Genomic DNA, 24,340 nt, shown 5'->3' on the forward strand with positions numbered 1-24,340 from the left:
CGGCGGCACTGTGGTCGTTTATAGTTTAAAAATTTGGCCAAAGGGTAGCAGCATGCCACGCGAAGAAAAAGCAGCCAAGGGCTCCTATAAAAATCTTCTCGGTTGACTATTTCGAGAATATAAGTAAGCTACTTATCAATTAAGTTACTTAGCTATTATCCTGAGCTTCTTTCTGGCAGATCAAACCATGCCCAGCCGCAAACAAACCATCGCCACGATTCTCGGCAGTTTTCAGATCATTCGTCGCGCCCTGCTGCAACAGGTGGCCGAGCGCCCGGCCTGCGAGCAGGGTGAGAGCAACGTCAGTCTGGCCGAGCAAATGACGCTGCTGACAGTCGCTGCGCGTGGCGCCGTGAGCGTGAAAGACATTGCCAGCGCCCGCATGATCAGCAGCAGCGCCGCCACACAAGTTGTCAATTCGCTGGTAAAGAAGGGCTATCTGATCCGCAGCCAGGACGAAGCCGACCGGCGCGCCACGGTGGTCACACTGGGCGCGGCATATCAGAAGCTGGTCGCATCACGCACAGATAACGCCGCCAGCTACCTGACACCTGTCTTTGCAGCTCTCACCCAGAAAGAGCTTGAAGAATATGACCGGCTCAACAGAAAGCTGGTCGATTCATTGCGCGACAACGCCTCACCCGAATAACCGCAGCCCCCAGGAAAATCTCTCTCATGAACATCCCCCAGATCGATATTACGGATCAGCAGAGACGACTCTCACTGATTGCCATTCTTGTTGTTTTTATGCTCGGCGCCCTCGACATGACGATCCTGTCAACGGCCACGCCCACCATTGTGGCTGATCTGGATGGTCTTGAACTGTATGCCTGGGTGACAACAGCCTACATGCTGTCATCAACGGTGCTGGTGCCGATCTTCGGCAAACTCGGCGACATGTATGGCCGCAAACGCATTCTGGTCTGGGGCATCAGCATTTTTCTGCTCGGTTCGGTCTTGTGCGGCCTGAGCGGAGAGTTTGGTGACCTGCCCATTCTCGGCGATGGCATGCAGCAACTGATTGTGTTTAGAGCCGTCAAGGGCATTGGCGGTGCAGCGCTTTTCACCAGCGCCATCGGCATCGTTGCCGACCTCTATCCTCCTTTGCAGCGGGCCAAGTTCATGGGTCTGTTTGGCGCCGTGTTTGCGCTGGCCAGCTTGATCGGTCCGACCATCGGCGGGTTATTGACCGACCATGCCAGCGCCACCTGGTTTGGACACTACGTTGCCGGCTGGCGCTGGGTGTTTTATGCCAACCTGCCACTGGGCCTGATCGCCCTGTACATGGTGTCCAACAAGATGCCGACGCTGAATACACATCAGGGTGGCAAGATCGACTATCTGGGCGCGATGATCCTGTTGATTGTGTTTATCCCCTTCCTGCTGGCACTGACCTGGGGCGGCAACCGCTACGCCTGGAATTCACCGCAGCTGCTCAGCATGTTTGCGCTGAGCGCAGTCGCTTTTGTAGCGTTTATCCGGGTGGAGTCGCGTGCGTCTGACGCGGTCATGCCGCTGGACCTGTTCCAAAGCCGGATATTCGTTTTTGCCAACTTATCGTCGTTTGTGCTTGGCATGGCGTTTATGGGCGCGGTGATGTTTATGCCGCTGTACATGCAGGTCGTGTTGGGCGTGGACGCGACCGGCAGCGGTTTTGCCATGTTGCCGCTGATGGGCGGCCTGATGTTAACCAGTATTTTGAGCGGCCGCCTGGTATCACGATCAGGTCGCTATAAAGCCTACATGGTCGGCGGTGTTGTCATTCTGGTCTGCGGCATGTATCTGCTTACAAACCTGGATGTGGATTCAAGCCTGATGCAGCTCAACATCGCCATGGCGGTAGTAGGCCTGGGACTGGGTCCGTCGCAAAGCCTGACCAACCTGATCGTGCAAAGCGCGTTTCCGGTATCCAAAATCGGTGTCGCCACCAGTACCACCCAGTTTTTCCGACAGGTGGGCAATACCGTTGGTGTCGCAATATTCGGCGCGGTTCTGGTGACCAGTCTGGCGGAGGAGCTGCCTAAACAGTTACCCCAGATGGCAGGATCAGCTACTGAGTTCAATATGAACCAGGCGCAGTCCATGGCCATGAACCCGCAGTCGATGCAGGCAACGGTGCAGGCCCAATTTGACGCATATACACCGCTGGTAGAACGTGCATTTGCCGGTGAGCGCGCGGCGGCGGCAGAGTTGATCGCCAACCCTCTGCTACCTGATGAATTAAAGGCGCCTCTGGAGAATTATCTGGCACGAGATGACGTCACCGAAGTACCGAATGCCGAGCGCTACCTGACGGCCTACAAGGCTGGAATCGAACAGCAGGTGTCTGCAGCGGTGGTAACGATCAAGCGAGGCACACGGACTGCGTTTGCCAATTCGATTAATTCGATGTTTTTCACCAGCCTGTGGATCTGTCTGTTGGGGCTGATCGTCACGGTATTTATCCCGGTCATACCGCTGGGAACGCGCGACCAGGAGAACAACGCCACTTCAGCAGACGTCAGCTGACTACCACGGACCTCTGCTTAATAGACTGTATGGCTAAAAACAGCAGCAACCCCAACGGCCCATATAAAAACGTCAACGCCAGACAAGGCAACAAGAGCAGGTGAGGCAGTCCAACCTTCCTCCCTTTCTCTACCTGCCATGCGCCAATAAAAAGATCCAGCGCAAGAAAATGTATCCAACCGGTGAGCAGGTTGCCCATATTTGAGAATCCCGCTGCAACGCCGGCAAGAGAGGAAAAATTGCCTTCGGGCTCGACACCCCACAGGGAGATCAGAAAGGTTGTATAGATGATTGCCAACACGACACTGACTGCGCGCGCGGCAAGAATCAGGAACGCAGGCCTGAGCGGGGAAAACGCTAACGCGCCCCAGCCAACAAACGCCAACACCCCAACAATAGAAAACAGGGTTTCGTAGTCAGTATTAAACATAGTTTATTCCACCGATAAATTTGGTTGTCCGTGTGCAAATCAAGAGCGCGTTTGCCACAAAGCTCATTGCATGCGCTATCATTGATTACTGCTTGTGTGCGCAAGTATTAGTCAAACAACATCCCTTGTCAACCACTGTGGTACGAACTTATCGTTTATCTATCACAACGGGCGCTCAGCCTATCGAAACCGGTTTCTCCAGCTCAAGCAACAGATCTGAAATCTCGGACACCTTTCCGGAGATCAGCGTTTCTGCATCATACAAATGATCACTCACAGCAACACATGCACATTGATTTGAGTTTTTAGCGACGGATTATCCCTAATGCCCCGTATAGGTCCGTGACCAAGCAACATGATTGGATGAATTCACTAAAACGGGGTAGAAACAACGAATGAACAACAGTGGCCGGCCTGGCAGTAATAAAGGTAAACGTAATTTATGGTTACTGACATGCGCAGTTGTCATGGTTGTACTGATTCTGCTTCGCACTCAGCAAGGAAGCAGTGAGGAAGTACAGGACCAGGCACTTCTGGCAACGGTTAATATCGGTTCTATCGAAAATACCATTGCTGCCGCCGGCAGTCTGCAGCCCAGCGACTACGTCGATGTCGGCGCGCAGGTGTCCGGGCAGTTGCAGCGACTGTATGTGGAGATTGGCGATATTGTCAGCGAGGGGCAATTGCTGGCGGAAATTGATGCCCGCGTGCAAGAGGCGCGCGTGGAAGCAAGCCGGGCCAGTATTGAATCCCTGGAGTCCCAGATTGCTTCGCGCCAGGCCACGCTGGAACTGGCGCGTTCAAATGCAAAGCGGCAGGCACGGTTGAACACCCAGAATGCAACCAGCCAACTGGATTACGACAATGCCATGGTGGCGCTGGCAACGGCTGAATCCAACGTAATTCAACTGCAGAAACAGATCGAACAGAGCCAGGCCAGCCTTGAGTCAGAGGCGACCGAACTGGAGTTTACCCGTATCTACGCGCCCATGGCGGGCACCGTCGTGTCCATCGCCATGGAGGAAGGACGAACCCTGAATGCATCGCAGTCGGCGCCTACCATCCTGCGCATTGCCGACCTGGGCACAATGACAGTGGAGGCTGATATCAGTGAAGCCGACATCGGTGACATCAAACCCGGCATGGAAGTGTATTTCACCACCCTGGGCGGCGGGCAGCGCCGCTGGTACGGCAGCGTGCGGCAGATCCTGCCGACACCGACCATTGAGAGCAACGTGGTACTTTATACCGGCTTGTTCGACGTCGAAAATACCGATGGCTCCCTGTTGCCCGAAATGACCGCCCAGGTTTTTTTTATCACCGCATCTGCCCGGGATGTTCTGACCGTGCCGCTGGGCGCGATCACGCTGCTTGACGCACCGCGACGCAGAACTCCCGCCGAACGCGACTCTGCAGCATCCGGCGACTCGCCTCCTGCAACCGAAAACGCCCTGCCCCGCGAAGTCATGGCCAGCATCATGACGGCCGCGCGGGAACGAGGCATCACGCCACGACCAGCACTGGCCACGGTTATTGACGCCAACGGCACCGAAGTCCAGAAACAGCTCATGATCGGGGTCAGCAGTCGCGTGTCAGCCGAAGTATTGGCAGGACTGGAGGCCGGCGATCAGGTGGTTGCCGGTATTATCCAGAGACAGCAGGCCAGCCAGGCGGCAAGGCAGAACTCCCCTACCGGCGGCTTCCGCCCTGGGGGGTTCTGAGTCCATGACCAACTCAACACGCGACAACGAAGTCACTTCGGATACGCCGTTTATCGAGCTTCAGGGGATTCACCGCACCTTTACCACCGACGGTGGCGTGCAGGTTCATGCCCTCAGAGGCATTGACCTGAAGATCTATCCGGGCGAGTTCCTGGCGATCATAGGACAATCCGGCTCAGGCAAATCCACGCTGATGAACATCCTCGGGTGTCTCGACCGCCCCAGCGAAGGAAGCTATCTCTTCGGCGGGCGCGACATACGCAGTTTTGACGCTGACGGCCTTGCCTGGTTGCGGCGGGAAGCGTTCGGGTTTGTGTTTCAGAGCTACAACCTGCTGGCCAATGCCACCGCCGAAGAGAACGTGGAAATACCCGCCATCTATGCCGGCACCGGACACAGCGAGCGACGCCAGCGGGCGGAAACCCTATTGACGTCACTGGGCCTGGGCGAGCGCATGGACCACCGACCCAGTCAGCTTTCGGGTGGTCAGCAGCAGCGTGTGTCGATGGCGCGGGCACTGATGAACGGCGGCAAGATCATCCTCGCAGATGAACCCACTGGCGCACTGGATTCGCAGAGCAGCATTGAAGTCATGAAGCTTCTCACTGACCTGGCACGTCAGGGTCATACGGTCATCATCATTACTCACGAACCAGAGGTCGCGGCACACGCAGACCGCGTGGTTGAATTCAGGGACGGCGCCATCATCAGTGATTCCGGCACGGTACGCCCGACTGACGGCGAGCAAACCGGCAGCGCCATTGAAACCCTGTTCGGGGAACGCAAACCAGTGTCACCTCTGGGCAGCCTTCTGGAAGCCGTCCGCATGGCAATGCGCTCACTGCGCTCCAACCTGTTCAGAACCATCCTGACTTTGCTCGGCGTTGTTATTGGTGTTGCCTCGGTGGTGGCGATGCTGGCGATTGGCGAAGGCGCGCAGCAGGAAATTGTGGATCGAATCAGTTCCATTGGTACCAATCGACTGTCATTACAACCCGCTCGAATGGAAGGCCAGCGCCGTAACCTGCCCTCCACACTGACCTTTGAAGATGCCGATGCCATCTCCGCCGACCTGAGCAATATTCTCGGGGCCATGCCCCAGATCAATGGCAGCAGTACCGTGCGATATGGCCGGCAGGACTCGGACACATCAATCACCGCAACCAGCGAGAATATGCCCGATCTGCAGAACTGGCCTCTCGCCAGTGGCGTATTTTTTACGCGCGACGACAGTGAAAGTTACACCGCGGTTGCAGTACTGGGCGCCACCGTTGCCAGCGAACTGTTCCCCGACGGCAATGATCCGCTGGGCAAATACATTCTGATTCGCAACATTCCGTTTCAGATTATCGGCGTGCTCACCAGTAAAGGTGCTGCCGCTGGACCCGGCGGCGGTGACCAGGACGATGTGGTTTATGTGCCACTGAAAACCGGCGCCTTGAGACTGTTCGGAGAGACCCGGGTCAATTCGATCTCGGTCATGGTGGACGACATCGAACAGATCGACACCACCGAAAAACAGCTGCGTGAACTGATGGTGGCTCGACACGGGAGTGAGGATTTCCGGATCTTCAACAGTGCCGAATTACTGGCGACAGTCTCGTCATCACAACAGACCTTCACACTTTTGCTGGGATCGGTCGCGGCAATATCCCTGCTTGTTGGCGGCATTGGTGTCATGAACATCATGCTGGTCTCGGTCACTGAACGCACGCGCGAAATCGGTATCAGGATGGCGACTGGCGCCCGTCAACTCGACATCATGTGGCAGTTCCTGTCTGAAGCCATTGTGGTCTCAGGTCTTGGCGGAGTGATCGGTGTGCTCGGCGGCCTTGGTGTTGGTTTCATTCTGTTGCAGTCCGGTGTCGCCATCAAATTCACAGCATTGCCTGCCATCGTCGCATTCTGCTGCGCCACTGCCACAGGATTGATCTTTGGCTTCACACCCGCGCGCAAAGCATCGCGTCTGGACCCGGTCACTGCACTGGCTAACGAGTAATTACCAACATGAAAAATGATTTTCTTAAACCTTTGTTCATAGCGCTATTTTTTACCGGCTGTTCGACAACGGATCTTCCGGAACTGGCGCCAGGTGATCTACCAACACAGTGGCAGGCTGCCGCTGCGTCAACCGCACGGGAGTGGCCCGATCAGAACTGGTGGACAGAATTTGATAACGAGGAATTGAGCAGCTACCTGGAACAGGTTAAATCCAACAATTTTGATCTGGCAATAAACGATCGCAACCTGACATCGGCGCAAATTCTGTTACGCGATGCGGGTTTCGATCTGCTTCCCAACCCGGTGGTCTCGATCAGCACGCAACCCTCATACAGTGAGGTCAGGGTTGACGGCGAAACCCAGCGCGGCTCATCCGGGTCCGATCTGGTGCTGGGGGTCGCTGCCAGCTATACCAACATCCTCAGCAAACCTGCAATCTATGACGAGGAGTTGGCTGACTATGACTATCGGGTGGCACAAGCCGCCGACGTGTCACTGAATACATTCTCCACTGCCGCATCCGTGTATTTTCAGCTGCTGCTGACGCGTGATCGGATCGAATTTACCGAACAGAACGTGGAGAACGCCCAGACCATTTATGAAATCGCACAGGCACGGGTCGACTCTGGTGTTGCGGTGCCCATCGAAGCATTGCAACAGCAGATCTCGCTGGAACAACAGCGCATCAGCCTGCAGAACCTGAGACAGGATGAGATCTCACTGCGAGGGTCACTGGCCCTGCTCAGCGGGCAATCCATGCAAGGGTTTAATCTTGACGGCACCACACTGGACGCCATTGCGATTCCAGACATTCAACCCGGTTTGCCGTCGGAATTACTAAGCCGAAGGCCCGACCTGGTATTGGCTGAGGCAGACCTGCGCAGTGCTCGCGCAAACGTTGACGTGGTTAAAACCAGCTTCCTGCCACAAATATCCCTGACCGCCAGTGGCAGTACTTCGAGTAGCTCACTCAGTGCGCTGGTAGCAAATCCGGACAGCGTGATTGCACTTAGCAGCAGCATTGCCCAGGTGCTGCTGGACAACGGCCAGCGTGGACGCAATATCGATCTGGCAACACTGACTCTGGAAAACAGTTTGAGCCGTTATCGCGCGGCCGTTATCAATGCCTTCAACGAAATAGAAATTATTCTGGGTAATGTGGCGTTTCTGGCAGCACAGAGTGAGGTGGCGATACGCAATCTTGACGCTGCCGAAGAATCGTTTCGTATTGCCGAATTGCGCTACCAGGAAGGCGTCGTCGACTTTGAAACGGTATTGAATACCCAGAATGTTCTGTTTCAGACGCGTTCCAGCTACCTGGATAGCAAACTGGCGCAATTGAATGTTGCTGTTGCACTGTATCAGGCACTCGGTGGCGGCTGGGAGGTTGCAGAGCGGTCTGCCATCTGACTCTGAGTCAGAACAGCCGATATCCTGAATCGGTTTCCGCCGGATTTGTCCTGCCTGGAATCTAGCCACGCTCACCACTGGTTAGCGCCTGCAACTCCAGCAGCGAGTACTTCAGCGCATCCCGGGTTTCAGCTGGCAAATTTTTCTTGTCCTTGATTGCCGCCAGCACGAAGTAGCCGGTACGGGCGACCTGTCGCCAGCGTGGGCGCTTGGGAAAACTTTCCTCGCTCAGATAGCGATCAAGTGTCCGTGTGCGCAGCCGGCCATTGTCGATGACGATAGCCCACAGCTTGCTCTGCTGGGCGAGCTCTACCTTGGTATTGCCGGTATACATCTCCCAGCACTCCACGGCCAGGCACATTGTCTCGATCAGGCGCGCCTTCAGGGAGCTACTGGGCTGGGCATCTGTCGGATGACCGGTCAGTTCGCTTAATTTGTCATAAACATCCTGCAATTGCTGACGGGCTGCCGGTGCCGCATCGATCAGCAGGGGTTCCAGCGATTGCAGCTGTTTGGACATGGAACCCAGTCGGTCTCTGGCTTTGGCCATCATACGGAAGGCCTGCAATGGATCCTGCAAACTGTCGTCAGTAGCCGGATCGTTTAACACCAGCAGATAAAAAGCATCGTCCACACCAATCTGTGCCAACCGACCTCGGGTCAAAATCTCCCTGCCGCTGGCTTTCAGGCAAAGATCTTCAACGCTAACAGCGTGATCTTCGTCATCTTCGTGGCTGGCCAGGCGGTTGAGCGCGAAAGGCGTTTCTCCCCGTGCGTGCGACACCAGTTTGTTGAAATCGATATCCTGCAACTCGACTTTGCTGAAACCCAGCATATTGCAGAAACCTTCGGAGGCAAAGGTGATATAGCCGGCCTCGTTCAGGGCGACCAGCCTGAGATCACTGTGCTCGAGAATCTGTTGCAGGCGGGTCTGGGACAGCTTCAGCTGCTGCTCTGCCTGCTGGAACTGCTGAATCTCGGATTCCAGGCGCGCAGTCTCCTGCAGGGCCTTATCCTTTTCACCTTCCAGCAACTTGAAACGCCAGGCCAGGGCGAAGGAGAACAGCACGGTTTCTGCCATCAGACCAATGAACGTGGCATTATCATTGAACCAGTTGTGCGGAAACCAGCCCAGCACCAGCGTACCAAAGCCAATAATCAGTCCAATCTCACCGGCCAGCGTCACCAGCAGATAGAGTTTGGCCAGCGCATGTCCCCGCGCAACGCCATCCACCATGGCATAGATAGTTGCCGAAAACGCAAAAAAGCTGAAGATCACTGAGCTGACCTGAAACAGACCAAAATCCTGCGGCACTATGGCCAGCAACAGCAATATGACCGCGCCGGCAATCAGCAGGTCAAAGACCCTGGCAAGCACCCGGTGGTAGGTATTGATACCCAGGAAGGAGCGCGTGAACAGTAGCCGGGTGAGACTCATCAATGCCACTGACGCACCACTAAGATGACGCATGAAATAGTTGTCATTCAGATCCAGAAACACCATGTGGCCATTGACGCCCAGATATACCAGCAAAACGGCGGTCGCATAGGCTACATAGTAGAGGTAGTTGCGGTCCCTCACGGTCAGAAACAGGAACAGGTTGTAGAGAATCATGATGCTGATGGTGCCGTAGAACAGGCCCATGATCAGGATTCCCCAGGCTTCGTCGCGCTTGAAAGCGGATTCCGACCACAGCGTCAACGGGACATGGAAGTTGCGAAACGATGTAGCCCGTACATAAACAGTACTGTCGGTATCCGGAAACAGGCGAACCACGAAGCCACCTGGCAGCGTCCGCACCTCCCTGGCATGAAACCGGGTCTGGTTATTGTGCATGTGCAGACTTTCCAGCACGTCACCATCGCCATCGAGTACCCAGACAAATACATCATTGGTCGGTTTGGGCGGCCCTATTTCCAGCAAAAAGGGCAGGCCGGCGTCCCGCAAATCAGGCGCCCAGTCCAGATCCAGCCTGAACCACAGCGCAGAATCGGTATATCCAAAATCCAGATCAAAGGGGACATTGCTGCCGAAATCGGCAATCGACAGAGACCCGGATACCTCCTCAAATGTCAGCATGGCGGACGTGTCTTCCAGCAGCTGCACATGGTCTGCCAACGACAGCGAGTCGACCCCTGCATCAATTCTGATTGATTCGGACCAGGAATTTGAAAATGCGATTGTCAGCAGAAGACTGGCAATCCAGGCAATGGGACGTACGCACGAGCTTGAGGGAGGGGTCAACAATGGATCCTGTTTCTTTATTAAATACATATTGTTATTGCTTCTTTGGCCCAATATTAGCCCCATTTATTCAGCTTGGCCAGACAACTTGCACATGGATTGCTGACATACTCCGATCAATACAAAACTATCACCAGCGTTAACAGGAAAAATCCGTGCCCCCAAAGCAATTCAAACGTCTTGAATTGGCTGTCGCCATTTGCGCCGCCAGCCTGACCATGCACGCCAGCCGCGCTCAGGACCTGCCCCAGGGCGCCGATGTCGGCCACGGCAAGGTCAGCATCGATGTGCAGGGGCAGCACATGGCTATCCAACAGGACAGCCAATACGGTATCGTCAACTGGGACAGCTTCAGTATAGGTGCCGGTTATCACGTCAATTTCGACAATGGCAGCGGGGCCACGCTTAACCGCGTCACAGGCACCGACGTTTCCAGCATTTACGGCGAGCTCACCGCCAGCGGCAGTGTCTTTCTGTTAAACAGCAACGGCATCGTCATCGGTAAAGGTGGACGTGTGCTCACCGGTGGTCATTTCATTGGCTCTACCCTCGACATCACCGACACCGACTTCCTGGACGGTGGTGGCTTCACGCTGTCTGGTGAATCCCTGGGTGGCGTCACCAATCTGGGCAGGATTTCATCCTCCGGCGGCAATGTCCTGCTGGCGGGCTACACCGTGGACAATCGCGGCGATATTAATGCTTCGCAGGGCCATGCAGGACTTGCTGCCGGCACCCGCGTGGATGTGCTGACTGACACCAGCTGGGCGCGCGGCGCCTTTGCCGTAAAACTTGGCGAACGTGACAATTCGGTCAGCAACGAAGGTCGCATTAACGCCATGGTGGCCGAACTGCGCACCCATAACGGCAATATTTATGCCCTGGCCGGCAACAACAGCGGCCTGATCCAGGCCACCGGTGTGCGCAGCGAGGGTGGAAAAGTCTTCCTGACCGCCGGCGACGGTACTGTGCAAAGCAGCGGTACCATTGCCGCCATCAACGCCGATGGCAGCGGCGGCGACATCGAGATCAACGCCCAGGCCATTGAGAACTTCGGCGGTGTGCAGGACGTCAGTGGCAGCTCAGGCGGTCGTATCGAGCTGACCGCAGAGTCGATCATCACCGATACCCTGATGCATGCCGACGGACTTGACGGCAATGGCGGTCTGATTACGCTGGAAGCAGAGCACGAGGCACTGCTGACATCAGCTGGCACAATCAGTGCCCGGGGCACCATTGCCGGCGGTGAAGTGGTGGTGGACGCCGGCACGGGCAAGACCCTGTTATCCGGGACTATCAACGTTTCCGGGCGTCTGCAGGGCGGTCGCGCCAGCCTGTGGGGCAACAGTGTGTCGATGTTCGGGGGCAACATTGCCGCCGAGGGCAGTGCGCTGGGCGGCGAGGTCTACCTGGGCGGTGGCTGGCAGGGTGACAGCATCTGGCAGAACACACCGCTACTGGCGGTCGCCAATTCCCGGTCCACTTATATCAGCGACACCAGCCATATCAGCGTCGACGCAGGCTTGCTCGGCAAGGGCGGTACAGTAGTCGCCTGGTCCGATGGCGTCACACAGTTCGCCGGCACCATCACCGCCCGTGGCGGCCTGCGCGGCGGCAATGGCGGTCGCGTGGAGACCTCAGGGCTGCAGGGCCTGGGCGTTGATGGCAATGTGGATGCCAGTGCCCGCGCCGCCTATGGAATCAATGGCGCATGGCTGCTGGATCCCAAAAATATCACCATTATCGAATCCGCCGCACCGCTGGAAGAATTCCAGCGGGTACTCAGCGAACCGGGCTTCATCCCAACATCGACGTCGAGCTGGAATTTTGGCCAGGACGTGGATATCAGTGGCAATACGTTTATCGTGTCGACGGACGATCGCACTTCAGGAGGCCGGTCCTCCGGGGGTGTTTATGTATTCGAAGACGGTATGTTTAAAGCCACACTGACCAGTGGTCTTTCCAGCGCAGTCAGATTTGGCAAGACGATTGCCATTGCGGGCGACTTTGTTGCCGTATCCGCGCCCGGCGATAATCAGACGGTGCAAAACACGGCCAACCAACAGCGAGGCTCGATCTCCTTTTTTCACCGGGGCAATGGCTGGAAAAACGGCACACAAAGCCTGGTAAGCAAGCAATACAACCCCTACTCCAAACAATCCAACGATTTTTCCAGTGACGACTGGGGCGCTGCGCTGGTCGGTGCCAAGTTTTCCGGCACTGCGTATTTCTACATCAGCAACCCGCTGGCTGATCCGAATTCAGTGAATGGCCAGGACGCCGGCACGGTGCACGTTTATGGCTGCTACTCATCAACCAACTGCGGAGCGGCCGGTGAGTTTACCGCTGTCGAGAGGGTTGCCGATCAACGTTATGGCACGACCCTGGCAGCCGATGGCGACGTGGTCGTGATCGGCAGCACCAAGTCTTACCACCCCACGATTCCGGCCAATCAGCTGGATGTGTTTGTCGGATTTAATCGCTTGAATCTGACGGTAACTGATTTTTCCAACATAACCAGTTTCGACGTTGATGACAGGACCCTGGTGGTAAACGCAGGCAACAACTTCCGACAATTTGATCTGTCTGTTGGCGACAGCGGCACGCAGGCTCAGCAAAGCGCTGCGTGGACCATTGCCAATCCCGGCACCGGCAACTGGTCTGGCAACCACATTGCTGTATCAGGCGATTCACTGCTGGTTGAGAACGCTTTTACCAGCGGCGGTTTATCGCACGCAATCTATCAGCGACCAACTGCCGGTTGGGGCGCCTGCGCCGAGACCGGTTGCACGCAGGGTTTGGCCGTCAACCTCAGTGGCTTACATCCCTATGCCATTGCCCTGGACGGCGATCTCTCCATCATCGGACAGAAAGACTGGGCCTCCCCGGTGGTGCAGGCTGGCCGCATCAATACCTTTACGCGTCATAACGGAAACTGGGCCTATGGCGATACTTACGGTACCACCCGACTTAATTACTCAACGGAGTTTGGCCAGTCTGTTGCCATCGATGGTGATACCTGGGTAGTGGGCGATCCAGGCGTCGCGCACAACGTTACTTTTGAGGGCGCTGCCTACATTTTTGAAAACGGCAGCCTCGCTGCCAGGCTTGGTCGACGTTATCAGCGCATTATCAGCGGGAGTTCGTATAACTTCGGCCTGGACGTCGGCATCAATGGCTCGACGGTGGCGGTCATCAGCCCGGGCGACGCCTACATTTTTGAAAAAGGCGCTGGCTGGAAGAATGGCAACACCAACCTGACCGGTTATAAATTCTTTGGCAGCAACACAGTGAACAGTCTGTCGCTGGACAACAACCTCATGGCCGTTGGTTTTACCCACCAGAGCAAATCCACACCGGGTCAGGTAAAACTGTTTCAGAACAGTGGCGCGGGATGGCAGAGCGCCCTCGACAATGCCATTGCCAGCCTGACGCCCAGCACCTCCCAGAACAGCGATGGGTTTGGCATCGACGTGGCACTGGACGGCAATACGCTGCTGGTCGGACAGGCTTCGACTGACAACAGTATCACCCAGCGCGGCTTTATCTTTGAAAACAACTCCAATGACTGGTCCACTGCGGCAGAGACCATTTTGAACCGCGGCCTCGGCGCTTCCAATGACCTCGCGTCAGGCCTGTTTGGTGGCTCCGTCGCGCTGGACGGCAACCTCGCGGTGGTCGGCTTTGGTACGCAATTCGGCAATATACAACAGTCCAGTACCACCGGCGCCTATGTGTTCGACAAACAAGGCAGCTGGGCAGCCTCCAGCCAGCCGGCGGCGCGTCTGCAGGTTAATCATAGCGGATTCGGTGCTGCGGTCGCCGTTGACAATGGCCTGGTGGGCGTCAGCGCCTTCCCGGGCAGCAGCAGCGTCGGTGGCGCGGTTTATCTGTTTGACAAACAGGGCGGCTGGCAGGACGGCAGCAACAACATGATCGCAACCCTGGCTGCGGCCAACGGCGGTGGCAGCGACAGTTCCAGCATTGGTTTCAGCCTGGCTATTTCTGGTGACAGAGTCGTCTCCGGTGGCACACCAGCGTCAATCTCCAGCAGCACGCCCTGGCGAGCCGCCTACCGGTATCAAGGCCCGTTCCAGTTCGGCCGCCGGTTCGCCTTCGGCAACCAGCCCGGCGACACCCTCAGCCTGAAGGCCAGTTCGCTGGCCGGTGCCTTGTCGCTGGGGACCGACGTCAGGTTGCAGGCCAACAATGATATCAATGTCGTTGACGCCATCACCGTGAACAACCCCGGCGGCGATGGCGGCAAATTGACACTGGAAGCCGGCCGCTCCATTCTGGTCAACGCATCTATCACCACTGACAATGGCGACCTGCATTTGCTGGCCGGCTCGCCCAGTGCCAACGCCACCTACCGGGACAGCGGGGAAGCACGGGTGCTGGTGGGCACGGATTCCAGTAACAACTCGGCGACGCTGAACCTGGGCACCGGCAGTGTGCTCATCAATGCCCCTGACCGCTTCGAAAACCGCGCACTGACCAATAATATTTTCCGTTTCGATGCAACCAACCCAGGCGTATTCCGTGTGTTTTCTAAAACACCAGAGAACACTGGTGCCATCTCACCCAGTAACCTGCGCAATGATCTGGACATCACCGGCCGCGACTTTGTGCATTACAATCGCGCCTTCGATGTCAGCAACCCGATTCCTGATAACCTGCCCGCAGGCAGCGGCTTTTTCTACACGGTGCGGCCTTCCGTGCAGGTCTCGGTGGGCGATGCCACCATCACTTTCGGTGATGAGGCCGACACCACGCTAAAGCTGGATTCGGCCACGCTGGATGGCAACGACATCGACGCTGCCGCCTGGGGTATTACGCCAACCAGCCTGACCAGTGTGGTACTGGCCGGTCCGGCCGACAGCGTCGGCACCACGGCTGGCGGTTTTGCCGAAGTGGGCAGCTACACCAACGGCCTGGTGGCCACAGTCAGGCAAAATGCCACTACCGGCAGCCTGTTTGGCTTAGACGTGACGGCTGGTGAGGCCGGCGACCTGACCGTCACCAAGAAACCCATCCGCGCCATTATCGACAACGTCACCCGCGAATATGGCACCGCCAACCCGGCCTTCACGTTCACCTTTATGAATTTGCTGGATGATGGCGACGGCCTTGTGGCTGGAGACACGGCAACCGTCTTCGACACGCCGCTCAGTGTCACCACCGACGCCGTGTTGAATACGGACGTGCGTGCCCAGCCCTTTGACCTGGTGGCTGCCGGTGGTCTGGACAACAACTATGACGTTACGCTGGTCGATGGTTTATTGACAATCGTACAGAAACAATTGCAGGTGGGCGGGCTCAGTATTGCAGACAGAGTTTATGACGCCACCATCAACGCCTCACTGGTCGGCAATGCCAGTATTTCACCCCTTGCCGGTGACGACATATCACTCGGGGGCACACTCACGGCCACTGCCAGCTTTGCCGACAAACAGGCCGGCAACAACAAGCCGGTGTCGATCAGCGGTCTGCAGCTCAATGGTGCTGACGCAGCCAACTATACATTGGTGCTTCCCGGTCTGACTGCCAATATTACCGCTTTGGCGCTAAACCCGATGGGGCTTACCGCAGCGGATCGCATTTATGATGGCACTACGCAGGTCGATCTTAGCGGTGCTGCCACTATTGAAGGCCTGGATGGCGATGACCTCAGCCTGAACGGAACGCTCAGCGGCAGTTTCAGCGACAAACATGCGGGCTCCAACAAACCAGTCATGCTTGCCGGGTTGTCGCTCGCCGGCACTGATGCCTCCAACTACACCTTGAATCTGAACGGATCAGTGTTCGCTACCATCAGTCGCCGCGACCTGCAGGTAACCGGGCTCACTGGCCAGAATAAAATCTATGACGGCACGCTTGCTGCAATAACCAATGGCACTGCCTCTATCGCCGCACTGGGCGGCGACACAGTGACTCTGGGCGGCTCTGGCCTGTTCCAGTTTGCCGACCGCCACGTGGGTGCGGACAAAACCATTTCAGCAAGTGGTTTTACACTGTCAGGCATCGATGCGGGCAATTACACGCTGTTACAGCCAACTGGTCTGAGCGCCAATATCACCGCAAGAGACCTGGTCATCACGGGTCTAAGCGTGCTTGACCGAATCTATGACGGCACTGCCACGGCGCAGCTTAATGGCACGGCCCTGATCAGCGCACTGGGAGGTGATGATATCAATCTGCAGGGTGACGGATCAGCCCTGTTCATCGACAAACACGCCGGCACAGACAAAACTGTCAGCATCAGTGGCTTTACCCTGTCCGGCGCCCAAGCCAACAACTACACCCTGCTTCAGCCCACCGGACTCAATGCTGACATTCTGGCACGGCCGCTGACCGTCTCCGGCCTTAGCGTGAGTAACCGGGTATATGACGGCACTACAACAGTCTCAGCCAGCGGCGATGCCGTATTTGGCGGCACCGTGGATGGGGACGACATGATCCTCGACAGCAGTGCCTATTCCCTGAGTTTTCTCGACAAGCACGCAGGCACCAACAAGAAAGTACGTATCGACGGCATTACTCTCAGCGGCTCTGATGCTGGCAATTATGACGCCACCGATGCCGGCCTGATGGCCTCCGTCAGTCAGCGTCAGTTGGATCTGCGGGACGTCAATGTGGCGGACAAGGTGTATGACAGCACGACAACCGCTTCGCTTACCGGTGGATATATCTTTGGCGTGCTGGACGGCGACGCAGTCGATCTCGATACCAACGTGCGCTTTGGCAGCTTCGCCGACAAACATACAGGGCAAAACAAGACCGTTGCTGTCGGGGGCTACTCACTGACCGGTGCCGATGCCGCCAACTATGGCATCAATCCGCTGAGCCTTAGTGCCAGTATCACGCCCTTTACACTCAATATTGCCGGGCTTACCGGTGATAAAGTCTACGATGGCAACGTCGCAACCACGTTGCAACACAGCGGTCTGGATGCCGCTTTTGTCGGTGATGATGTCGAGCTGGATGATTCAGCTGTGTCTGCCAGTTATGCTGACAAGCATGCCGGTACCGACAAGGCAGTCACGCTAAGCGGCAGCTTCAGTCTCAATGGTAACGACGCTGGCAACTACACGCTAAACCTGCCGAACGCTCTGACCGGCAGCGTTAGCAAACGTAATATTACGGTAGACGGACTGACCATCGCCGACAAAGTCTATGATGGTACAAGCGTGGCACAAATCTCCGGCACGGGTACATTCGGTGGCACCATCGCCGGTGATGACCTGGCCATCGACGTCGGCGAAGTGGAGCTCGAATTTGCAGACAAGAACGCCGGCAACAACAAACCGGTAGCCATGTCGGGTGTTACATTCAGCGGCGCCGATGCCGACAACTACTCGGCAGCGACGCCTACCGGGCTGACCGCGTCCATTACCCCCAAGGCACTCACTGTCGCTGGCATCAGCGCCAGCGACAAAGTCTATGATCTGACGACATCGGTGGTATTGACTGGCAATGGTGTGCTGGACGGCCAGATCAGTGGTGATCAGGTAACGCTTGACGAATCCGCCCGCAGTGGCAATTTTGCCGACCGTCACGCCGGTGAAGACAAGACCGTCAGCGTCTCCGGCCTGGCGCTTGCAGGCACAGACAGTGGCAATTATCGCATTTCACCAATCAGTGGCATTACCGCGAACATTACCCCGGCCAATGTGTTGCTTACCGGCCTCGCCGGCGAGGCCCGCGTTTATGACGCTACAACGCTGGTCAGCCTCACTGGCCAGGGCACTCTTGATTTCGGCACATTGGGCACGCTGAAGAACATTCAGGATGACCTGGCACTGTCAGGAACAGCAATTGCCAATATGAAAGACAAACACGTAGGCGACGACAAGGTCCTGACAGTGAGCGGCATCAGCCTGGGCGGACTGGATGCCGGCAACTTCAATCTGATACTGCCCACTGGCCTGACTGCCAGTATTACCCCGCTTACCGTCAAAGTCACGGGCATTGCGGCACAGAACAAAATCTATGATGCAAACAACCGGGCAAGCCTGTCCGGCACCCCTGCCGCAGCTTTCAAGGTGGGAGACAATGTCTCCATCGCCGGTTCGCCTGCAATCACCTTTAGCAGTCAGAATGTTGGCACCCACAATGTCATCGCCCGTGGCTTCGCGTTGTCCGGAGTTGACGCCAGTAATTATATTCTGCAACAGCCCGATCCGCTTAGCGCGTCGATCTCACCATTTGAACTGGCACTTAACGGCGTGATTGCCAACGACAAGGTTTACGACGGCACCACACTAGCGCCGCTGAGCGGTAGCCTTTCTGTCACCGCGCTGGGTAGCGATACGTTGTCGGTCAGCGGGCAGCCAGTTGCCAGCTTTGCCAGCAAAAACGTCGGCGACTCCCTGCCTGTGACCATCACCGGGATCAGCCTTGCCGGCACAAACAGCGGCAACTACCGACTCAGAGTTCCCGAGCTGCAGGCCTCCATCACGCCCCGCACCGTGTCGGTAACGGGTATTGTCGCAGAGGATAAAATCTATGACGGCAATGTCACCGCTACCTTCAGTGGCAGCGCATCGCTGGCCAATAGGGTGGGCGGGGATGACGTGGGCTTTGATGCTAGCTTGCTCAGCGGCAGCTTCCGAAACAAGAATGTCGGCAACGGCAAACTGGTCAGTGTCGAGGGTGGCGGCCTCAGCGGCGCCGATGCCGGCAACTATCGGTTGCAACTGCCTGGCAGTCTGACTGCCGCCATCACGCCCAAGTCGCTCAGTATCAGCGGCGTCGCTGCCGAGGATCGGGAATACAATGGCGACACCTCAGTAGCCGTCTCCGGTGGCGTCCTTGCTGGCCTCATTGCCGGTGACAACGTGCAGCTATCCTCCGCAGGTGTCAGCGGTGCGTTAGCCGACCCTGATGCCGGCAGCAACAAACCGGTCACGGTTTCCGGCTTTTTGCTGTCGGGTGCCGATTTCACCAACTATACATTGGCACCGCTACAAGACGTGACGGTCGACATCCGTCAGCGCCTGTTACAGATTGCCGGCGTCCAGGTAGCTGACAAGTTCTTTGACGGCAACACCAGTGCCACGGTCAGTGGCGGCAATCTTCAGGGCGTTCTCAGCGGTGACGATGTCGGCCTGATCGGATCACAGATCAGTGGTCAGTTCGCAGACCCCGGCGTCGGCGACGGAAAACCGGTCATTCTTGAAGGCTTTCAGCTGACCGGTGGTGACTCGGCGAACTACACTCTGGGTGGGACACCTACCGCTTCCGGTAACATCAAGCGCGAACTGCAATTGATTACCGACGTAGTACCACCGGAGGTGCTGCGCGCCCAGGCCAACAACGATCTGGAGACACAACGTGCAACCCTCACCGCCATGGCAAACTCCCAGGCGGATGCGGTTACGGTGGTCGAATATGAAGCAGCGGCAGCTAGTACTTTCCAGAGCGTGACAACTGCCCCGGTTAACAACCTCATCCTGTCCACGCCACCAACGCAGCGCGACAGTTTCACCCAGGCCTATACTGCCGCTGCCCAGGCCATGCAGCAGCGACAACAGGAGTATGTGCAACTGGAAGCTGGCTATCGCAGCGAAGCGCGCTATTTGAAGTCTCTGACCCAGAACTTTAACCAGGCGCAGCGTGACATTCAGGTAGCCAGCGCCCTGATACCCACTATCGAGTCTTCGCTCGCCAGCGCCAGCGCCGTGCTGACGGATATCGACGCCAACCTGGCGGAAATCCAGGAAGCCAGAGAACGACTGGATGAGTACACCCGCCTGGAGCAGGAGGCGCTGAACACCGGCCGCGGCGCTGAGGCTGCGCAGTACCGCGAGCTTCAGGCTGGCCTGCAGGAATTGATCGACCAGGAAGACGAGATCTTGCAGCAACGCGAGGAAACCGAACAGCTAATCGCGGCGCAGCAACAGGAACTTGAAACTACCCAACTTAGCATTGCCGAGCTGCAAGCCCAAAGTGACATCCTCAGTCAGGAAATGAACGACACTGAGATAGAAGTACAACTGGCAGCCGAGCGCGCCAGCGCCTTACGAAACGGCATCGCCGAAGCCAGCGAGGAAATGGAATCGGCCCGCGTTGCTGGTGCTGCCGCGTACGAGCAGCGGGCCGCAAACCTGGCGCAATCGCGGCAGGAGGCCGAGAGTAAACTCAACAGTCTGCAGGCCGTGGTGTCATCTGATCTGGCTCAACGCACCGCCGCCAGCCTGGTCGATACCGATCCGGTGGTGGTTGCCACGCTGGCCGGGCGCGAGCAGGCGACTGCCGCCAAAAACGCCGTGGGCGATACCATTTCGCAAACGCTGGGCGCCGGCGCACTGAACTATGCCGAGCAACTGGCGCAGCAGGCCAGCTCCGGACAGGGACTGGACGTAAACCCGCAACAATTGCGCGATGGCCTGGTCAGCAGCGTGCCCGAACTCAACCAGCTGCAAACCCAGTATCAAAACGCGATGGCGTCACAGCAATCTGCGCTGAGCAGCATTGAAGACCTGTTTGTTGCTGGCCCCCTTGCCGCAGTACAGATCTTTGGCACAGGCACCGGCCAGGCAGATAGCGCGCCCATGGTCGTCGCCGCCCGGCAGCGCATGAACAACCGCATCGCCCAGCTGGCCGGCGTCGATCTCAGTACCGTACCTGAGGTGGATGCCAGCGGCAATGTGCTGCCATTGGTAGAGCGCATTGCGTTGGGCATGCTGGCTACCCAGGGTGCGACCAATCTTGCTGCCGCTGCGAATCCGGGCTCGGCGGCGGCAGGTTACCAGGCGCGTATTGATGCCGCCGTTGGACGGGAATTCGGGATCACGCCAACCCAGGCACTGAATGATCCCAACGCCGCGATCGGCACCGCGGTAGACCTGGTCCCTACCGATCGCGGCAGCGCCATCGATCTTGCCGAGCAGATGGCTGTGGCCCGGGTCCGACTGGACGGTGCGCTGCAGGATGCCGCCATGCAGGAAGCGGCTGCGCAAGACCCAACCGGCACGCTGGTGGAAGTGAATAACATTGAGGTGGCTGCCGAACAGGCCTTCGCCGACACCTATGGTCAGACGCCGGAAGAGATGCTGATCAGCTACATCAATGGCCAGGCAGATGCCGCCCGCGCCGCAGATACTCCCGAAGAGATGCTGGAACTCTACCTGCAGAACAATATGCCTCAGGCGGCGATGGCTCGTGATGTCATTACCGGCATGCAGGAAGGTCGCTCGCCGGAAGAACTGCTGGCCATGGTGGCGAGTGGTTCCACCGGCGGTCGCAACAGCCCATTGTCCATCAACAACACAGGCGATGCCGCGACGGCAGGCCGAACAGGACTGGCCATGCAGGATGCGGCCATTACCCAGGCCGAAGTGGCGGACCGAACCGGCACCCTGCGCGCGGTCAATGACGTGCGTGGCGCCGTGGATGCAGAGTTCGCAGCTGTGTTCGGGGGCAGCCCGGAGGAGCTGGCACTCAATGCCCTGGAAGATCCGGAAGCGGCGGCAGGCCAGTTGCTGGCACTGGGTGAAGACCTGTTCTCCAATCCGGAAGGTGCCACCCTGGAGGCCGTTAACATAGTCGGCACTGGTGCCGTCAGCGCCGCCAACAGTGCCCTCAGCACGGCGCGCAATCAGCTGGAAGTCCTGGCCGGACCGCTGGGCGGTGTCGGTGAGGCCATGACCACCATCGCTGACTGGGGCGGCGATATCGTCGGCGGCGCCATCGACTTTGCCGGCGACCTGTTCGGGTTTGGCGGAGGCGGTCCCTCCGACGCAGAAATCGCGGCAGCGCAGGCCTTCGTCGCACAGCAGGCCCAGGTTGCGGCCATGGAACAACAACAGGCCGAAGACCAGGCCATCATGGCCTACCTGCAGCAGGCACAGGCAGTGGCGGAATCCAAATATCGCCTGGCTGTGGGCGTGGAGAAGGCCAAGGATCAGGTCAGCCAGTACGTGCTCAACGCCAAGGTGGAATCAAATCGTCAGCAGGAATATGAAGTAACCCGACAGGCCAGTAACGAAGTGATACGCGAGTACGTACAGAACAACCTGGAGCAGGAGGCCGGTGCCGCCCAGCGTCAGGTGCAAGCACTGTCCGGCGGACCGGAAGAACTGGCCGCACGCGCCGACGCCTGGAGGGCGGGAACATGAACAGGTTAATTTGCCCGGCCGCTGGCCTTGTATTACTGATGGCCGCCATACCGGCATTCGCCCAGTCCCAGCCTCAGGCCCAGACGCAGGAGCAGTCGCCCGGCGTGCAGGTCATCGGCCCACAACCCACCGTGGAAAGTTATAACGCCCCCGTGCTGCCGGCAGGTTCCGCAGAGGGCATGATCGACTTCCCTTCGCTGATCAGTGCCCCCGGCGCCGACGACGGCATCCAGATCATACCGGCTTTCGACGCCATGACCATCGAGCTGCTGGACACCGGGGACGAGCGCAATGACGGCGAATTCGTAGACTTTGTCGGCCGCAGTCGGGTAGACGGAACCGAGCGTGACGCCCTGTACATCGCCATTCGTGATGCGCTGTCAGTCTACCGGGGGTTGCCACTGACCCTGGGCGATGTCCGCTTCATTCAGCGGGACATTACTGATGCCTACCGCGCCAATGGTTATCCGCTGCTTTCAGTTATCGTGCCGCCCCAGGAAATTGCCGATAACCGCCTGCTTGTGCAGGTCAATGAGTTCCGCCTGGCCGATGTTCGCATCAGTTTCGGACGCGGTGATGGCAGCTACCGTGCAGACGACCCATGGTGGACTGATCCCGACAGTATCAACGCGCGCTTTCAGCCGATTCTTGAAGAACCGATCCTGCGCCAACAGTCACTGGATGACGCGGTGGAACAACTGAACCGCAGCCCATTCCGCAGCGCCCGCGTGGTGTTTGAGCCGGGGGCACAACTGGGACAGAGTGTTGCCAATGTCCAGATTGACGAGCAGCGCCCATGGGGCATTCAGGCGGGCTACAACAACCACGCCACCGAAAGTTCCGGCACCGACCGTTACTCGCTCAGCGGCAATCTTGGCAATGTCCTGGGCGAGAACAACCAGTTGTCACTGAACGCCACCGTCGGCAATCGTATTGATGAATTCAGCAACTATTCCGCCGTGCTGACCATGCCTAATCGCTGGGGTCACACGCTCACGCTCAATGCCAATTACTCGGATACTTCATCCAGCACCATTCCCGGCATTGATTCGGCCAGCACTTCTCTGCAGCTCACCACCGACTATCGGCTACCGTTGCGCAGCGGTGACAGCTGGGAGTTGCTGGGCAACGTGGCACTGTCTCTCAAGCAATTCGAACGGGCGAGCCTGTTTGGTGGTACCGAGGTGGGGGGCGCCGCCTACGATGGTGTCCAGTTGTCCACCGGGCTGACACTGAATCTGCAGCGCGACCTGAGTTCCAACCAGATTACCGCTACCGTGTTCAACAGCCTGGCGGGCCTGACAGACCTCAATGATACAGAGAACTTCCGGCGCTTTTACAACAGTGTCTCTGGAGAGCCGGAATACTCACACCTGAGTCTGAGTTTTGCCCACATGCAGCAACTGGCCATTTTCGGCGAACGCTGGCAGAACTGGCGCACCGAAACCCAGTTCTCCGCGCAATACGCCGCCACCGAACTGGCCGGCAGTGACAATTTCGCGCTGGGCGGACCGGGCATTTTGCGCGCCTACCAGTCCAGCGAGGGCGCCGGCGACCGAGGCTGGTTCGTCAATCAGACCCTGCATCTGCCGCCCCTGAACCGGCCAATACTGTATGGCCTGGTCCAGAACATCCAGTGGTCAACATTTGTGGAGACCGGCACTGCCTACTACGACAACGGCGGCAGCGAGTCCCTATGGGATGCGGGCCTGGGCTTCAGTCTGCAAATGATGGGCAACTCGCGCTGCAGCTTCACCCTGGCTGTCGCAGGTAAAGACACACTGCAGACGGCATCGGGAAACACCCGCTTTTTTGCTGGCTGCAATTACTCGTACTAGGGCGTGAAAGCCAATTACCAGCGAGCAAACAGCACTTCAGCTTGCCGGGGCTTTGTTGGTTTTTA

Annotated in this window: 9 protein-coding genes; 7 read left to right on the plus strand and 2 right to left on the minus strand. The window is 57.6% G+C overall.

Translation table 11 applies throughout. The features are described 5' to 3' along the window. The first annotated feature begins 187 nt into the window (after positions 1 to 187). Together PHACT_RS07395 and PHACT_RS07400 are read left to right on the plus strand one after the other, a co-directional pair. Positions 188 to 649, plus strand: a complete 462-nt coding sequence (locus PHACT_RS07395) for a MarR family winged helix-turn-helix transcriptional regulator (protein ID WP_070116591.1) — start codon at positions 188 to 190, stop codon at positions 647 to 649. Positions 650 to 675: 26 nt separating this feature from the next. After that, a complete protein-coding gene (locus tag PHACT_RS07400; protein WP_070116592.1) occupies positions 676 to 2,508 on the plus strand; it encodes an MDR family MFS transporter in 1,833 nt (610 codons plus the stop codon). Here PHACT_RS07400 and PHACT_RS07405 read toward each other — a convergent pair. Beyond that, on the minus strand, positions 2,501 to 2,938 hold the full coding sequence (locus PHACT_RS07405) for an ABA4-like family protein (RefSeq protein WP_070116593.1): 438 nt from the start codon (positions 2,936 to 2,938) through the stop codon (positions 2,501 to 2,503). The genes PHACT_RS07400 and PHACT_RS07405 overlap by 8 nt on opposite strands. Positions 2,939 to 3,405: 467 nt before the next feature. On the opposite strand from PHACT_RS07405, the gene PHACT_RS07410 reads away from it, so the two are divergent. From PHACT_RS07410 to PHACT_RS07420, 3 genes are read left to right on the plus strand one after another with little or no spacing between them, the layout of a single operon-like run. Then, entirely contained in the window at positions 3,406 to 4,659 is a 1,254-nt protein-coding gene (locus PHACT_RS07410; RefSeq protein WP_169819414.1) for an efflux RND transporter periplasmic adaptor subunit, read from the plus strand. Positions 4,660 to 4,663: 4 nt separating this feature from the next. After that, on the plus strand, positions 4,664 to 6,658 hold the full coding sequence (locus PHACT_RS07415; RefSeq protein ID WP_070116595.1) for a MacB family efflux pump subunit: 1,995 nt from the start codon (positions 4,664 to 4,666) through the stop codon (positions 6,656 to 6,658). 8 nt (positions 6,659 to 6,666) lie between these two features. Beyond that, entirely contained in the window at positions 6,667 to 8,070 is a 1,404-nt protein-coding gene (locus PHACT_RS07420) for an efflux transporter outer membrane subunit (RefSeq protein ID WP_070116596.1), read from the plus strand. A 61-nt stretch (positions 8,071 to 8,131) separates the two neighbouring features. Here the strand turns inward: PHACT_RS07420 and PHACT_RS07425 are convergent, their stop codons facing one another. Continuing rightward, positions 8,132 to 10,345 (minus strand): 7TM diverse intracellular signaling domain-containing protein, encoded by a 2,214-nt coding sequence (locus tag PHACT_RS07425; RefSeq protein ID WP_070116597.1) that lies wholly within the window; start codon positions 10,343 to 10,345, stop codon positions 8,132 to 8,134. 125 nt (positions 10,346 to 10,470) lie between these two features. Between PHACT_RS07425 and PHACT_RS07430 the strand changes: the two genes are divergently transcribed. Both PHACT_RS07430 and PHACT_RS07435 read left to right on the plus strand, forming a co-directional pair. Then, positions 10,471 to 22,437 carry a YDG domain-containing protein gene (locus PHACT_RS07430; RefSeq protein WP_070116598.1) on the plus strand — a complete coding sequence of 3,989 codons (11,967 nt, stop codon included), beginning with the start codon at positions 10,471 to 10,473 and terminating at the stop codon, positions 22,435 to 22,437. Further along, complete coding sequence (locus PHACT_RS07435; RefSeq protein WP_070116599.1) at positions 22,434 to 24,275, plus strand: ShlB/FhaC/HecB family hemolysin secretion/activation protein; 1,842 nt, start codon at positions 22,434 to 22,436, stop codon at positions 24,273 to 24,275. Before PHACT_RS07430 ends, PHACT_RS07435 begins: the two co-directional genes overlap by 4 nt. Positions 24,276 to 24,340 lie beyond the last annotated feature (65 nt).

It is taken from the genome of Pseudohongiella acticola (genome assembly GCF_001758195.1).
GTDB lineage: Bacteria > Pseudomonadota > Gammaproteobacteria > Pseudomonadales > Pseudohongiellaceae > Pseudohongiella > Pseudohongiella acticola.

Excerpts from the sequence above, each read along its gene's own strand:
- PHACT_RS07410 (WP_169819414.1), top strand. The coding sequence starts at position 3,406 with ATGGTTGTACTGATTCTGCTTCGCACTCAGCAAGGAAGCAGTGAGGAA.
- PHACT_RS07405 (WP_070116593.1), bottom strand. The coding sequence starts at position 2,938 with ATGTTTAATACTGACTACGAAACCCTGTTTTCTATTGTTGGGGTGTTG.
- PHACT_RS07425 (WP_070116597.1), bottom strand. The coding sequence starts at position 10,345 with ATGTATTTAATAAAGAAACAGGATCCATTGTTGACCCCTCCCTCAAGC.
- PHACT_RS07415 (WP_070116595.1), top strand. The coding sequence starts at position 4,664 with ATGACCAACTCAACACGCGACAACGAAGTCACTTCGGATACGCCGTTT.
- PHACT_RS07435 (WP_070116599.1), top strand. The coding sequence starts at position 22,434 with ATGAACAGGTTAATTTGCCCGGCCGCTGGCCTTGTATTACTGATGGCC.
- PHACT_RS07420 (WP_070116596.1), top strand. The coding sequence starts at position 6,667 with ATGAAAAATGATTTTCTTAAACCTTTGTTCATAGCGCTATTTTTTACC.
- PHACT_RS07395 (WP_070116591.1), top strand. The coding sequence starts at position 188 with ATGCCCAGCCGCAAACAAACCATCGCCACGATTCTCGGCAGTTTTCAG.
- PHACT_RS07400 (WP_070116592.1), top strand. The coding sequence starts at position 676 with ATGAACATCCCCCAGATCGATATTACGGATCAGCAGAGACGACTCTCA.